The 13,010-nt window shown below is 30.1% G+C and carries 15 protein-coding genes, 2 pseudogenes and 1 other annotated feature; of the genes and pseudogenes, 8 read left to right on the top strand and 9 right to left on the bottom strand.

Features of this window, described 5'->3' with window-relative positions:
- Positions 1-122: 122 nt before the first annotated feature.
- Complete coding sequence (locus tag ACFX4W_RS05380) at positions 123-278, top strand: aureocin A53 family class IId bacteriocin (RefSeq protein ID WP_377559294.1); 156 nt, start codon at positions 123-125, stop codon at positions 276-278.
- Between the two features lie 168 nt (positions 279-446).
- On the opposite strand, the gene ACFX4W_RS05375 is transcribed toward ACFX4W_RS05380, so the two are convergent.
- The gene (locus ACFX4W_RS05375; protein ID WP_377559293.1) at positions 447-734 is read right to left on the bottom strand and encodes a hypothetical protein; all 288 of its coding nucleotides are present in this window, start codon (positions 732-734) and stop codon (positions 447-449) included.
- Positions 727-1,038 (bottom strand): DUF2089 family protein, encoded by a 312-nt coding sequence (locus ACFX4W_RS05370; protein WP_377559292.1) that lies wholly within the window; start codon positions 1,036-1,038, stop codon positions 727-729. The genes ACFX4W_RS05375 and ACFX4W_RS05370 overlap by 8 nt, the downstream gene beginning before the upstream one ends.
- A gap of 202 nt (positions 1,039-1,240) precedes the next feature.
- On the opposite strand from ACFX4W_RS05370, the gene ACFX4W_RS05365 reads away from it, so the two are divergent.
- The 4 genes and pseudogenes from ACFX4W_RS05365 to ACFX4W_RS05350 form a co-directional block, all read left to right on the top strand.
- On the top strand, positions 1,241-1,927 hold the full coding sequence (locus tag ACFX4W_RS05365) for an ABC transporter permease subunit (RefSeq protein ID WP_377559291.1): 687 nt from the start codon (positions 1,241-1,243) through the stop codon (positions 1,925-1,927).
- 1 nt (position 1,928) lies between these two features.
- On the top strand, positions 1,929-2,846 hold the full coding sequence (locus ACFX4W_RS05360) for an ABC transporter ATP-binding protein (RefSeq protein WP_377559290.1): 918 nt from the start codon (positions 1,929-1,931) through the stop codon (positions 2,844-2,846).
- Between the two features lie 38 nt (positions 2,847-2,884).
- Positions 2,885-3,346 carry a hypothetical protein gene (locus ACFX4W_RS05355; RefSeq protein WP_377559289.1) on the top strand — a complete coding sequence of 154 codons (462 nt, stop codon included), beginning with the start codon at positions 2,885-2,887 and terminating at the stop codon, positions 3,344-3,346.
- Between the two features lie 790 nt (positions 3,347-4,136).
- Positions 4,137-4,490: pseudogene (locus ACFX4W_RS05350) on the top strand (integrase core domain-containing protein); the annotation flags it as partial.
- Here the strand turns inward: ACFX4W_RS05350 and ACFX4W_RS05345 are convergent.
- Positions 4,478-4,699: pseudogene (locus ACFX4W_RS05345) on the bottom strand (IS3 family transposase); the annotation flags it as partial. The pseudogenes ACFX4W_RS05350 and ACFX4W_RS05345 overlap by 13 nt on opposite strands.
- 337 nt (positions 4,700-5,036) lie before the next feature.
- Positions 5,037-5,552, bottom strand: coding sequence for a DinB family protein (locus ACFX4W_RS05340; protein WP_280559446.1), 516 nt, complete (start codon positions 5,550-5,552; stop codon positions 5,037-5,039).
- 531 nt (positions 5,553-6,083) lie between these two features.
- Positions 6,084-6,298: a binding site (T-box leader), on the top strand.
- A 43-nt stretch (positions 6,299-6,341) separates the two neighbouring features.
- Between ACFX4W_RS05340 and ACFX4W_RS05335 the strand changes: the two genes are divergently transcribed.
- Positions 6,342-7,718, top strand: a complete 1,377-nt coding sequence (locus ACFX4W_RS05335) for an amino acid permease (RefSeq protein WP_043981862.1) — start codon at positions 6,342-6,344, stop codon at positions 7,716-7,718.
- 167 nt (positions 7,719-7,885) lie between these two features.
- On the opposite strand, the gene ACFX4W_RS05330 is transcribed toward ACFX4W_RS05335, so the two are convergent.
- Entirely contained in the window at positions 7,886-8,329 is a 444-nt protein-coding gene (locus tag ACFX4W_RS05330; RefSeq protein WP_098526312.1) for a hypothetical protein, read from the bottom strand.
- Positions 8,330-8,514: 185 nt separating this feature from the next.
- Here ACFX4W_RS05330 and ACFX4W_RS05325 point away from each other — a divergent pair, with 185 nt between their 5' ends.
- The gene (locus tag ACFX4W_RS05325) at positions 8,515-9,240 is read left to right on the top strand and encodes a ZIP family metal transporter (RefSeq protein WP_043981860.1); all 726 of its coding nucleotides are present in this window, start codon (positions 8,515-8,517) and stop codon (positions 9,238-9,240) included.
- Positions 9,241-9,432: 192 nt separating this feature from the next.
- Here the strand turns inward: ACFX4W_RS05325 and ACFX4W_RS05320 are convergent, their stop codons facing one another.
- The 4 genes from ACFX4W_RS05320 to ACFX4W_RS05305 form a co-directional block, all read right to left on the bottom strand.
- Entirely contained in the window at positions 9,433-9,765 is a 333-nt protein-coding gene (locus ACFX4W_RS05320) for a hypothetical protein (protein WP_043981859.1), read from the bottom strand.
- Between the two features lie 174 nt (positions 9,766-9,939).
- The gene (locus tag ACFX4W_RS05315) at positions 9,940-10,608 is read right to left on the bottom strand and encodes a DUF3885 domain-containing protein (protein WP_043981858.1); all 669 of its coding nucleotides are present in this window, start codon (positions 10,606-10,608) and stop codon (positions 9,940-9,942) included.
- A 289-nt stretch (positions 10,609-10,897) separates the two neighbouring features.
- Positions 10,898-11,086 carry a hypothetical protein gene (locus tag ACFX4W_RS05310; RefSeq protein WP_013082641.1) on the bottom strand — a complete coding sequence of 63 codons (189 nt, stop codon included), beginning with the start codon at positions 11,084-11,086 and terminating at the stop codon, positions 10,898-10,900.
- Positions 11,087-11,401: 315 nt separating this feature from the next.
- Positions 11,402-12,256, bottom strand: coding sequence for a hypothetical protein (locus ACFX4W_RS05305; RefSeq protein ID WP_043981857.1), 855 nt, complete (start codon positions 12,254-12,256; stop codon positions 11,402-11,404).
- A gap of 619 nt (positions 12,257-12,875) precedes the next feature.
- Between ACFX4W_RS05305 and ACFX4W_RS05300 the strand changes: the two genes are divergently transcribed.
- Positions 12,876-13,010 (top strand): cold-inducible protein YdjO-related protein (locus ACFX4W_RS05300; protein WP_377559301.1); only part of this gene is annotated, 135 nt, incomplete at its 3' end.

Genomic DNA, 13,010 nt, shown 5'->3' with positions numbered 1-13,010 from the left:
GCGTTACTTGTTAGTAATCTATTTCTATGCAAATAACCCTTGCAGTTATTACCCCAATAATAACTGCAAGGGTTACGGTACATCAATAAACATAAATCTTATACTAGAGCGAGGTTTTTCAAATGTCATTATTCTTGAAATTTGTAGGATGGTTAGCTTCTAAAGGCTCAAAATACGTAAAATGGGCTTGGGATCACAAAGGCCAAATTAGTGAATGGTTAAACATTGGTTATTCTTTTGTCTGGGTCTATGACGAAATCAAAAAAAGAATTGGATAATAGTATTTATCCCTAACTTTACATAGGACAGTGTTACTTATTAGTAATCTATTTCTATGCAAATAACTCTTGCAGTTATTACCCCAATAATAGCTGCAAGAGCTATTACTATTAAAATTATCATTAGTTACACCATACCCTGGTAACATTGAAATAAACAAATTTTTATTACTTTTTTATATCTTTAGTCTTCATTTTTTTAATTTCTTTATTTTGCTTATTTTTTAAATCAGTTCTACCTTTATTCCATAAACCTAGTATCGCTACTAAACCAGCTAAGAATAGAAGAAAATTTAGAAACGATAATTCTAATCTTCCTAAAGAAATAAAGTAAATAATAGTTATAACGTAGATAATAGGTATTAAAGCACCTAACCACTTATTTTGTCTTGTTGATAAAAAATATTGAAACAAAATCACAAAAATTGGTATAAGAAACCCGATAAAATTATTCATTATTTTCCTCCATAATACTTTTATGTTTATTTAAAATTTCTTTTCCTACATCAAAATCTATCTTTTCCTCAACTACTAACTTCATTATATAAGAATCAAATGGTTTAGGCTGATCATCAAAAACCTTAATATGTTGGATTACTCTATCTAGTCTTAATCTTACTGTTGGATAAGATACTTCATAAAGTTTGGCTACTTTCTTTAAAGAACCAGAATTTATTACAAACTTTCTTATGAATTCTATATCCTCATCAGATAAATTTAAAACCCAATCATTACCATTAGTTTTATTAACTTCACCCAAAATGATCATTCCCCCAGCAATTATTTTTCTGATTTGTCACCATTTTAACCATTTTTTAGGTGTAAAACAAGTGTTTTTTTTAACTTTTTTAAAATGAATTTAACAAAATTAAAAAAAAAACAAAAAATATTTGACTTTATTTTATAACTTTGATAATTTTAACAATATGGAATTTTTACCTTTTATTAGGAGTGATTATTATATGTTAGCAATTGCAAGGAAAGAATTTATTTCATCTTTTAAAAGTTTTAAATCTGTAGTCATAATTTTATTTCTTATAACAGTATCTACTTATACTGCTAATGTTCTAAAAAATAAATTATCAATTACTACAGCTTTAAGCCAAGGGGGAAGTACCTATACGTCTGCTATTTCATTTTTACTTTTGTTATTTGGTTTTTTATTTGTCTTTATGATTTCTCATGACGTTATAAATCGTGAATTAGAAACTCAAACAGTACGTTTATTAGTAACTAAAATTTCTAGATCAAAAATCATATTAGGAAAATTTTTGGGTGTATTTCTATTTTGGGCTTTTACTATATTGATCTCTTTTATTTTAATATCTTTAATAGCAAAAGATTGGTTTTGGATAGATTTAATAACTTTAATAATATTTGTTACCTATCCAATAGCACTTAATATTCTTATTTCTACAATTATTGTTAGACCAACAGCATCACTATTCATTGCAATTTTTATAAGTATATTTTTACCTCTACTTGGTATATATAGCTCTTTAGATGATTCATCAACTATGTATATTTTTAAATACATATTGCCTTATTATACGATTATAAATCAGTCATTTTTAATGATAATTCCTTTGATTATTTCTTTCTTTTTTATAGCTATTTCAATTATTTTGTTTAATAGAAAGGATTTTTAATATGGAAAATAACACTACTGCAATAAAAATATCTAAATTAGGAAAAAAATTTGACAAAAGCTATATATTCAAAAATTTATCTTTGGAAATTCAAAAAGGTGAAGTATTTGGATTTCTAGGAAGAAATGGTGCAGGAAAATCTACTTTAATTAATACTTTTACGGGTATTAACAGAAAAACAGAAGGACAATTTTGGATTGAAGAAATATTAGATACGTCCTTAAATTCTATTAAACAGAGCATAGGTGTAATGCCTGATACATCAAATCTGTACCAACATATGACTGCTAAAGAATTTATAAAATATATGAGTGAATTAAAGAGTCTAAGATATTCTAATTCTGAAATTAATAACTTACTAAATTATGTAGGTTTAGGAGCTACAGGAAAGAGAAAAATTAAAACATTTTCTTTTGGCATGAAGAAAAAAATCAGTATTGCACAGGCTTTATTAGGTAATCCAAGTATTATCATACTAGATGAACCTACATCAGGGTTAGATCCTGAATCTGCTTTGCATATTCAAAGTATTATTAGGGAACTCAAAAATAAAAATGTTACTGTTTTCATTACATCCCATAATATGAGCGAAATAGAAAAAGTCTGCGATAGAATTGCTATAATGCACAAAGGAAAAATCGAAAAAATAGGAACAATCGCACAATTAAGACAAGAATTCAGTTCCAAAGTAAGAATAAACGTACAATCAATACCTTCGTTAAACCAAAATAATATACCTGAATCTATAACAAAAAAAATCAAGATTTTAGACAATTTTACCGATAAAACAATTATAGATTTAGCTAACTATGATGACATACCAATTGTATTAAATGCGTTAATTATTGATGGATTTAAGATATATAATTTTGGTCAAGAAACAGTAGAATTAGAAGAAATTTTCTTATCTATAGAATAAATTTTAAAAACTCTTATTACTGATTAAGGAGATTAATAATGAAGAAAAACGCTGCAGGATTTATATTTTGTATTATAGGTTTAATCTTAAATGTATTAGTTACAATTGGTTTAATAATCTCAGTAATTAATTTTAATATAATTTCTAAAAAACCATCATATTTAAACGAACTCAAAGAAAATTTTCAAAATGATTCTAGTTTAAATAATTCAGACGTAAACCAAATAATGGATATAATTAAAAAGGTCATAAGTTTTTCAAACAGTTATGGATGGTTAATTATTTTACTATTTGTACTAAGTGTAATCCTTACTATAGTTTATGTCTTAAAATTAAAAAAGAAAGAGAATTCAACTACAAGTCTTAAACTCATATTTTTAGGAACAATTTTTTCATTTGTATTTTCTCCAGGAGCACTATGTTTAATTATTTCTATAATCTTTACTTATTTCCATAAAAGAAAAATTCTAAGAGATAATACTCACGAAGTGTTAAATTAAAAAAGTTGAACCATTAAATAAGTTATGATTACTGCTTTTCGTTTATAGCAATGTATGTGATATACACTTCTAGTTACCATAATGTACCTTCTAGGTAGTAAATAAAAAAGAATCTCTCTAAAAGAGATTCTTTTTGTTATTTCTATTCTCATTCTTTAGTCGTAGGAATTCATTAAAAAGTTACTCTCGCAGGTGAATAACAAGGTTGTTGGGTTTAGATACAATATAGGTAACAAATATAAAATAACGAACGGTTAAAAGAACTAAAGGAGTGTTAGAAATGAGAAAAAACAATATTGAAACTAATAGTAAAAATCACGATTTTAAACATTACTGCAATGAAGTTATTAAAGCTTTAATTATGGCAAAGTAAATAGTTTTTTGCCTATTACCAATAACGTACATTAATTCGAACAAACTACAAAGGATGTATAAGCATCAGCACTAATCAACTCTCCTCAGAAACTCTCTTACTCGCATAGGGGAGTGTTTCTATTTTAAGGTGTATATGGTATACAGAGCTAATTTACATAAAGATATTTATGTTTAGCTTTAATTTCCACTATATCGTTAGGTAATATTAAACATACTTTATTAAAATTAGTTTCATCATTTACATACCTTGTAGAAAAAGCCCATATTTGTCGTCAATAAGAGTAAATAATAAAACTGTTATTTTTATAAGTTAGTTTATCCTTTTACTCCTTTATATGAAGAGTGTTACTTTTATATTTTTTATTGAATATATCTTATTAAAAGTACACTAAAATTAAATACTTTTAAATTTTCTCTTGTGATAGACGCTTTTTTACAAGGATATAAGAAAGAACATCCTCCAACAGGATTAATTATCCATACAGACCAGGGTTCCCAATATACAGGTAGTAATTTTCAAGCTATACTGAAAAAGTATGGTGCTGTCTCAAGTGTCAGTAGAAAAGGAAATCCTTATGATAATGCATTAATGGAATCTTTTTATAAGACCGTAAAAAGAGAGCTCATTCATGGTGCCAAATTTACGACACCAGAACAAGCTCGAAAAGAAGTATTTAAATATATAGAGCTCTATTACAATACCAAAAGAATGCATTCTTCTCTGCATTATCTTTCCCCTATTGAATACGAAAAAGCCTATTCATCATAGTATCTTAACTTAGTGTCCAATAAATATTGACAAGTCCAAACGTAGTTGGCTTGAGTACGGTATTCGACTGGACTCATGCCTTTCAATTTTTCCTTAATGCGAGTGTTATTGTAGTAATGTACATATTCTTTTAGCTCTCTCTCAAAATGGTCCATATCTTTAAATTATTGAAGGTATAAAAGCTCTGACTTCAGTTTGGAAAATAAATTAATAACAAGAAAATAAAGGGTTCTATAACGCGGGAATTTGCGTTGAATCAGGAGTTATATGAAAAACAAAAGTTAATTTTGTCAGCGAGCATTTCTCTGCATTTCAAAGTCTTTGATTAACTAGGTTTTTATTTATAAATGATTGTGACGAGAAAGCATCTTTCTATTTGTACGGGAGGTACTTTTTCGTTTCTTATAAAAATATAAAAATGGAGGAACGAAAAAAAGCCCAATTTCTCTAGTTTAATACTTAGGAATTGGGCCTTTTAATATTAGAATTCCCTTGACGTTGTAAATCCGCATTTCCTGATACTACCCCTTTTAGATAGAGGAGAAACTACTCTTTTGTATCCCTTTCATATAAATATAAAATATAATCAGTCATAACACCGGGATGGCCTAATTGCCGTAGCATAGCTATAATATTGCCACGATGATATGTTCCATGATTGACAACGTGTTGTACTACATCAGATAAACGGGTTTCGAGTCGTCCAGCAAATGAAGTTTCAAGCACAAAGTCGCTTTCTATATCTTCTTGATGATTGAGAAACGCTTTGTACCGGCCTGATAAATCGAAAAACATCGTTTCTAATTCCTCGATTCTTTTCGTTTCAATCTGTTCTCTCAATTGATTAGCCGACGCAAATGCTTCATCAAACTTTTCACCAGAAATACAATCTAACCATATGTTGTCAGAGACATAAATGTGCGCCATCACCTTTGATATAGAAGAAAAAACGCTCTGAATTTTCTTTTCGTAAATATCCTCAGAAAGTTCTTTTAATCGGTCGAAAATTTTTTGGTTTGCCCATACATGGTAGTCGTACAATTTTAATGAGTGATGTGACATTTAAAACTCCCCCTATTTCCCAATTCATTATCGACATTACACAAGGTATCAGTAGTCAACTTAACTATACTTCTATAAAAATATCCTCCAGACCTTTTGTTTAAAGGAGTTTTTTGTTCACTTAATATGAATTATAAGAAGTAACAAACCTTTAAAATTCCTATTATTAAAGGTTTTTATATATTTATAATTCAAATTTTGTAAAAGAAAAGTTCCAAAAAGGATAATAACTCTTGCCTTGTTATATTCTTTAGGATACAATACTGAGATATTTCCTCACCATTTTTATTCTGATTTGAAAACCTACTGTACTCTTGTTTGCACAGTAGGTTTTCTATTATAGAAAAGCGTACAATTCAATCACAGTACAAATGATTGGAAAAGGAATGATTAAATACCGAATAGTGGTAATGATTATCTTTATGTAAAATCTAATAACTCTTCTTATAGCTGTAAATAGATAAAAACATATTGACATTTAATTTCAAACTAACTATGATGATATACATTACATACACTTTAATTTAATAAACAAAAGCTAAGATAGGATCTTAAGTAATCCTAATCTCCCTGTTATAGAGAGCTGATAATTGGTGGAAGTCAGTACAAAGATTAGAGATGAAATTCACTCCTAGAGCTTCCTCTTCTAATGGTGTTTTAGAGAGGACGGATAAAACCGTTATGGTAATTAAGAGGTAAGATGTTTTTACAATATAGGGTGGTACCGCGAAATTTTCGTCCCTGCTGAATAATTCAGCAGGGACTTTTTTATGTTAAAAGGAGGGCATCATGAAAGAAAATACTGCATCAAAGAATACGTTAAAAAAGCAATTATTACCGCGACACATTCGAATGATTGCTATTGGAGGAATGATTGGAACAGGGATTTTCAAAGGGAGTGCTGATACAATTGGATTAGCAGGACCTTCGGTTATCTTTTCGTATCTATTTGCTGGACTATTGCTTCTCATTGTAATGGGAGCTTTGGCTGAAATGGCTATTGTATACCCATCGCACAATATGAAAGATCTAATTCAAAAAGCTTTTGGAAGACGTTTTTCTTTTGTAATGGGGGCTACTTATTGCTTTATGTGGCTTACTGTGTGCGTTATTGAAGTCATCGCTGCAGGTAGTTTTCTGCAATATTGGTTTTCTTCTATTCCTTTATGGATTCTTTGTCTTATTTGTTCAATTGTACTTATTTTAATTAATGCTACAAGCGTAAAGTCTTTTGGAGAAATTGAGTTTTGGTTTGCTGGTATTAAAATCTTTGTTATTATTGCTTTTATTTTATTAGGTATAGCGATACTATTTGGAATTATGCCAAGTAATAATTCATCTTCTCATTATCTTCATAATTATAGTGATTTTGTGCCAAATGGCTGGAAAGCCGTTTTTTCTACATTACTTGTAGTCATTTTCTCGTATGGAGGATCAGAACTCATTGGTTTAACTATTACGGAAACAAAAGATGCTGAAAAGGTATTACCAGGGGTAGTTAAAGGCGTTATGTGGAGAGTAGTTCTGTTTTATACTTTGCCTATTTTTATTATCTGTGGCTTGATACCATGGGATAAAATTGATGCAAATGCTAGCCCTTTTGTCCAAGTATTTGAAACAGCCGGGCTTCAAGGTGCTTCTCATATTATGAACTTTATTTTATTAACAGCTGTCCTTTCAGCAGCCAATTCAGGTATTTATGGCTGTACAAGGATGCTTCATTCTTTATCTCAGTCGGGAGATGCTCCTAAAAGTTTGTCCTATGTAAATAAACAAGGCGTACCTGTTTACAGTTTAGCTTTCAGTGTCCTATTTTTATTATTGGGAACGTACCTCGTATACTTATATCCTGAAAAAGCTTTTTCTTATTTATTAGCTATTCCTGGATTTACAGTTTCTCTTATATGGATTAGTATTTGCTTAGCTCAGCTAAAGCTACGTCCTCAATATAAAGAAAAACCATATTTTAAACTTTGGGGCTTCCCTTATTTAACGCTTTTTGCCGCATGTACATTAATTATTAGCTTCATAGTCTTTCTCATAGACAGTGCGAATAGGTTAAGCTCTATAGTTTGTGTAGCATTCGTTCTTATAATGGTAATTATTTCATTTTTCAAAAGGAACACCAAACCTACTTCTCTTGAAGTACCGAATGATACCAATTAGATTTTACATTCTTCAAAAACTTAAATCAAAAAAAGATACTTTATAAAGTATCTTTTTTTGATTTATAGAAGCACTTGCTTCATCTGAGAGGATTTTTAGTGATTTAACTCACGATTTGTTTTTGGGATTTTGCTCTTCATTCCAAGCCTCTAAGGTTTCAAGGCCTGTTAAGTACCCAAAATGGTGATATATGATTGCGTTTGACATACCTTTGTTATCCACACTGTAAATTCGTTAATCATGTTAATTAACTCGCGAATGTACTTGTTTTTTTGACGATCAAACTGTTTGTACGTTCCCTCTACTTTGCTAAAATCAATCCATTTCTTTAGTTTAATCATAGGCGGATTAGTGCTCAAAAAATATGCGAGTTCTTGCAGCTGATTACTGATCCTCAGCCATGTTTCTACTTTGATTTCTGTCACTTGGGTAGGTTGATACTGTGGCACATACTTGCAAATCGTGGTATAGAAATAAGCAAAAGCTTCATCAGCAAAATAGACTGATTCTTTATTCCAATACTTTGCATTGTACTCACCTGGTTTCACTTCTATATAATAAGCATTTTCGACCTTGTCCACATTGGTTATCATTTCAAAAGGAGATTCCATAGTAACACCTCTTTTTTAGATAACGTTAGTATGTCCTTTTTTATTAGTGATTTACCTAAAAATTAATCCCAAGTTAATATCGTGTACTTTTATTTTTTTAACCATTTATAAAACATAGGTATGATTGCCTTTCCTTTGAATAGGTTAGTTGTAAAAAACCATATAGCCGAAAGGAAGTAGCAATTATGCATATAGAAATGAATATCTTATTTACTTTAGGTTCTTTACTGGGTTTATTAGCAGGAGGAGGACTTCTCAGATTAGTAAACCATCTGGCAAGGGGAAGAATCCAATTTATGTATGCTATATGCGGTGGAATCTTATTGGGCTTATTGTTCTTTGATATCCTTCCGTCTACTTGGCATCTATATGATTTAAGAGGCGTTTTATTAGGAATTGTAGCCGGATATATCATCATGCTATGCATTGACCTCTTTTTGCATAAACAAAACAGCGAAATTTCACCCTTACAGGCACTTATCTTATTAACGGTTGCTATCTTTTTTCATAATGTCATCACAGGTATTACATTTGGAATAACAGATATGCACCAATCAGCTTCTGTATTCGCAGCTACCCTTTTACATCAGGTCCCAGAGGGGATGGCAATTATGACAGTCCTCTCTATAGCAAAAATACCTAACACCTTCTTTTTACTAATTATAGCCATTCTGTCGCTGTCTTTAGGAGGCAGTTTATTCATTGGTGAAAGTGTACAAGTTTCCTCACTTAAACTACAAGCTTTATCGACTGGCGCAGCAATCGGTACACTGTCTTTTGTTATCTTTCATGAAATAATTGGAAATACCATCAAGCACTTCAGGAAATTGCATGTAGGGCTATTAATTTCGCTAGGATTCGTAATTATTTATGTTTATCAATATTCTCTTTCCTTATTTCATGGCCATTAGAACGATTAAATTTAAGTGTCAAAAAGACACCTGCAAATGTATGCAACTATACCTCACTCTGATCATTTATAAAAGAAGAACATTTCACACAATGTTCTTCTTTTACATTACTTCCTAGGGTCATGATTATGGTAACTAGAAATAACTGCTTAGAATCCATATTTAATTCTCCTATATGTAAGCATTTGTATGTTACCACTCTCTCCACTCTTCTGTGATATCCTCTTCAATTTCTAAGCCAGCTGCATTTGCAGCTTTAATGATAAACTCACAAAGTTCTTCTCTTTCTAATGTTTCAATGAAATAATCAAATTGTTCATTTAATTCGTTTAATCCTATAACTACCTCTTTTACATATTCTAAGATATCTTGTTCTGACATTTTATCTACAGAATCTTTAAGTCTATTCATATAAGTATCAAGGATTTCATCAGTGGCTTTAATATTCTCTACAGTGAAAATTTCATCATCTTCCATTCTTTGTTGCCAAGCTAATGTCGGTTTATTATTTTTTAGGTCTTGCATTATTGTAATATCTCCTTAGGGTCATATTTCCATTGAGCTATAAGCCTAATGCTAATCTGATTATATATCAAAATTAACCTAGAAGATTGTAGATACCCTTTTTATTTTTAGTTACTGTAAGACAGGTGATTATGGATATAAAAAATGTGCTAATTAGTGGATGAATCCTACTTTTCACTTAAATAAAAGGTCAATTTCTTCTCGATCATAATCCAAAATCCAATTATTATATTCTTCATAAAGAAAGCGTATAGATTCTTTACTTGAGGCTAAGACATCACATCCGCGGTCGTCATACAAATGAAAAATCATTTTTTTAGAGAGATTAATAAAGTAAATATCATAACTACTTTGGGAATTACTCTTCAGAATAGTAGATGGATGAGCAAAGTCTTCATAATTAATAGACTTTAAAAGCTGCGCATATCTTAATTCTGTTTTCTTACAAGAAAGTCCAAAGCGATGGGGCAAAGATTGATCATCGTCTTCATCTTCATCCTGAAATATACTCGGCAAACAGTGATGGTTTAATTGATATAGCCGCTGTTTATCTTTTATGTATTTTAAATAAACGTTTAAAGGTCTTTTTTGAAGGAAACGATCTTTGTTCGTAGTATGCACATCCGTAACAAAAAGAATCTCATCTCCCTCTCCAAATACCCTTTGAAATAATGTGATTGATCGATGAAAAGCTTGATTCAAACAATCTTTTTCGTGAGATGAAATTAATGGATCTGATATTTCAAAGCGAATGCTATATTTCCATGAATAAAACAGAGCTGGACTTAAAGTTAATCCTTCAAAGTATTTTTCTGAAAATAAAGGCAGAGTGTTAGTGCTCATGTATTTTTCTCCATATTTTATAGTTTATAAGTAACTTTTTTTACTTAAACATTAAGTAATTGTTTTAATTCTTTTTTTTAAGCTTTTATAGTGCCTATTAATATGGTCAAGTTCTAACTCCATTTCAATTAATTGTTCTATAACTTTCTCTTTATCTAGTGAAGAGCTAAGAAGAGCTTCAATTAACCGCTCAATTTTATTACTACTCTCAGAAATGTTATTTAAATTTAAATCAGTCTATTTATTAAAATAAAAAGCACCTCAATTAATAGATGCCTAGTTTTTATTATTATTTTTCTTCTGTAATCATAAACTGTACCACGTTATTTAAATTGATGTGCACTAACTCTTTTTCATTCGAAATGAATCTTTCATATTTTGTTATATGACTAATGACTTCTTTCTTTGATGCGGCTTCGAATTTTAATTCCTTTGTCCTGCCATTTATAAATTCGAAAATAACTTTAAATTTAAGCATAGGTGTATCTCCTCATTATCTACTTATTATTCTTGTTTCATTAATTCTTCTTCAAAGAAAAAATACTTGGATATTTAGTAACCGTATAAGAGTATCTTTTCATGTTTTTTACATAATGAATTTTTAAGATTGTTACTAATTCATTCGATACTCTTATAGTTACTGTTTTTCCATCACTAAATATTTTCACGTTATATCCTTCATCTTCTCTCCTACGTTCTGTTCTTGCCTTTTTAATAGCGAACAGCTAAGGAATGTTCGCTATTAATGATGGGTGAGAAAAATGTGTCAGTCCTATTATCTTTGGGCTAACGTTTACATACGCATCAATGCGCCATTAGGCTTTGGTAACTCCTCAGCTGTTATCAGATTCATTTTACAAAAATGTTCAAAAAATTGTTGTGCCAGCTCTCTTTCCTTTGGGTCACTTTTTAACTCAGCTATATCAAGCAAAATTTGAGCCATCCATAAATTATCAAAATAACGGTATTTACCTGTATTCCATGTCATTTTTTGGGATGTTCTTTCATTTACATAATATTTCCAGAAAGGCATCTGATCCGATTCCTGTTCTGTAAGCTGGAGTCTGTATTTTGAATGAGCAGGAATATATCCATCTTCACAAAGCTTACCGATAAAATCTTCATTCACCATATACACGCCTAAGATACGTCTGTCTTTTTCAGGCATACTGGAATCTATTGCTGTTAACAAGACAGCACTATTTTGGTGCAAACGGATGGGTTTGGTTGGCTTCCCCTTGTTATTACCACTTTTTATTACACCTGAAAAAACCTTCCACTCTAAAAAAGAACTATTCTGTTCTTCTATGTCACACCAAAAAACCATTTGTGATTCAGAATGAAGTTTATGATTCTTCATAAGTTTTTCAAGTCCCCAGCGAAGTTCCTGGTTTTTTCGTTGTAGTTTTTTTTCCTCTTCCTTCTTCCGTTCTTCCTCGTTGTGTTCCATTTCCTTTTTTTCTATAATTTTTTCGAGTGAATGAGCAACACTTTTATCATGCAGTTTTAGATGCTTTCCAAATACATCAGGGAAAACAAACTTTTTATTTTCCGATGCGAAATGTATTTCAATACTAGAATCATTACATTTAACTATACTACCTATCCCAAAAAGCTTGTGTGTAACTTTCTTATTGATTAGATTCATTATTCTAGGCCTCCTTGTAGAATAAAAACTCGGTTACTATTAGATGGTAAATTAATAATTTTATTCAACTAACTTACCTTTAAAGCTCACACAACTGTTTGAGTTTTTTTCAGTTTTAAAAAAGGGTATTGAAAAAATGTATCCATAATTCTATCTGAAAAAAACACAGCGGAATTCGGAATACGATCGAAAAAACAATTGTAAAACTATTATAACATTTTTTGAAAATATTACAAATTTTTCATTGACAATATATTTTAATTTGAGGTAAAATGAAGTTTTATTATTTATAATAACTCGAAATAAAAATTTCCAACAAGTCATGAAACTTCTGGAAAGTCCCTATAAATAACCATTTGATTACCGGTGATAAGCGAAATGATTCCACGATTAAACTAATCTTTAAACTAACCCTCCTTACGTTGGCGGCTTAGTTTAGGGATGTACTACTACGGTAAGTGGTGCAATTAAAAAGCAAAAGAAGAAGATATGAACATTATTACCAAGTGTTTAGAAATTCTTATATCAAAAATTCCGTGCATTATTCCATGAAAATAAAATGGTAAGAAACACTAATTTATATAAATGATTATTACTCCTTTATAAGCTATAATGTAATATGAGGAGTAGTGATGTTAGTATGTATTATTACGGCAAAAGAAACCAAGAACCTTTAGCTCAAGAAAAAACAGAGGTTTGGGAATGTACAGTAGAAGATTGTAAGGGCTGGATGAGAAAAGATTTCTCTTACGAC

It is taken from the genome of Priestia sp. YIM B13489, assembly GCF_042787645.1.
In the GTDB taxonomy this organism is placed as follows: Bacteria; Bacillota; Bacilli; order Bacillales; family Bacillaceae_H; genus Priestia; species Priestia megaterium.
This window is presented reverse-complemented; position numbering and strand designations above follow the sequence as displayed.

What these genes read in the sequence shown, in the direction of transcription:
- ACFX4W_RS05380 (WP_377559294.1), top strand. Translation starts at nt 123, where the DNA reads ATGTCATTATTCTTGAAATTTGTAGGATGGTTAGCTTCTAAAGGCTCA.
- ACFX4W_RS05375 (WP_377559293.1), bottom strand. Translation starts at nt 734, where the DNA reads ATGAATAATTTTATCGGGTTTCTTATACCAATTTTTGTGATTTTGTTT.
- ACFX4W_RS05365 (WP_377559291.1), top strand. Translation starts at nt 1,241, where the DNA reads ATGTTAGCAATTGCAAGGAAAGAATTTATTTCATCTTTTAAAAGTTTT.
- ACFX4W_RS05360 (WP_377559290.1), top strand. Translation starts at nt 1,929, where the DNA reads ATGGAAAATAACACTACTGCAATAAAAATATCTAAATTAGGAAAAAAA.
- ACFX4W_RS05355 (WP_377559289.1), top strand. Translation starts at nt 2,885, where the DNA reads ATGAAGAAAAACGCTGCAGGATTTATATTTTGTATTATAGGTTTAATC.
- ACFX4W_RS05340 (WP_280559446.1), bottom strand. Translation starts at nt 5,552, where the DNA reads ATGTCACATCACTCATTAAAATTGTACGACTACCATGTATGGGCAAAC.
- ACFX4W_RS05335 (WP_043981862.1), top strand. Translation starts at nt 6,342, where the DNA reads ATGAAAGAAAATACTGCATCAAAGAATACGTTAAAAAAGCAATTATTA.
- ACFX4W_RS05330 (WP_098526312.1), bottom strand. Translation starts at nt 8,329, where the DNA reads ATGGAATCTCCTTTTGAAATGATAACCAATGTGGACAAGGTCGAAAAT.
- ACFX4W_RS05325 (WP_043981860.1), top strand. Translation starts at nt 8,515, where the DNA reads ATGCATATAGAAATGAATATCTTATTTACTTTAGGTTCTTTACTGGGT.
- ACFX4W_RS05320 (WP_043981859.1), bottom strand. Translation starts at nt 9,765, where the DNA reads ATGCAAGACCTAAAAAATAATAAACCGACATTAGCTTGGCAACAAAGA.
- ACFX4W_RS05315 (WP_043981858.1), bottom strand. Translation starts at nt 10,608, where the DNA reads ATGAGCACTAACACTCTGCCTTTATTTTCAGAAAAATACTTTGAAGGA.
- ACFX4W_RS05310 (WP_013082641.1), bottom strand. Translation starts at nt 11,086, where the DNA reads ATGCTTAAATTTAAAGTTATTTTCGAATTTATAAATGGCAGGACAAAG.
- ACFX4W_RS05305 (WP_043981857.1), bottom strand. Translation starts at nt 12,256, where the DNA reads ATGAATCTAATCAATAAGAAAGTTACACACAAGCTTTTTGGGATAGGT.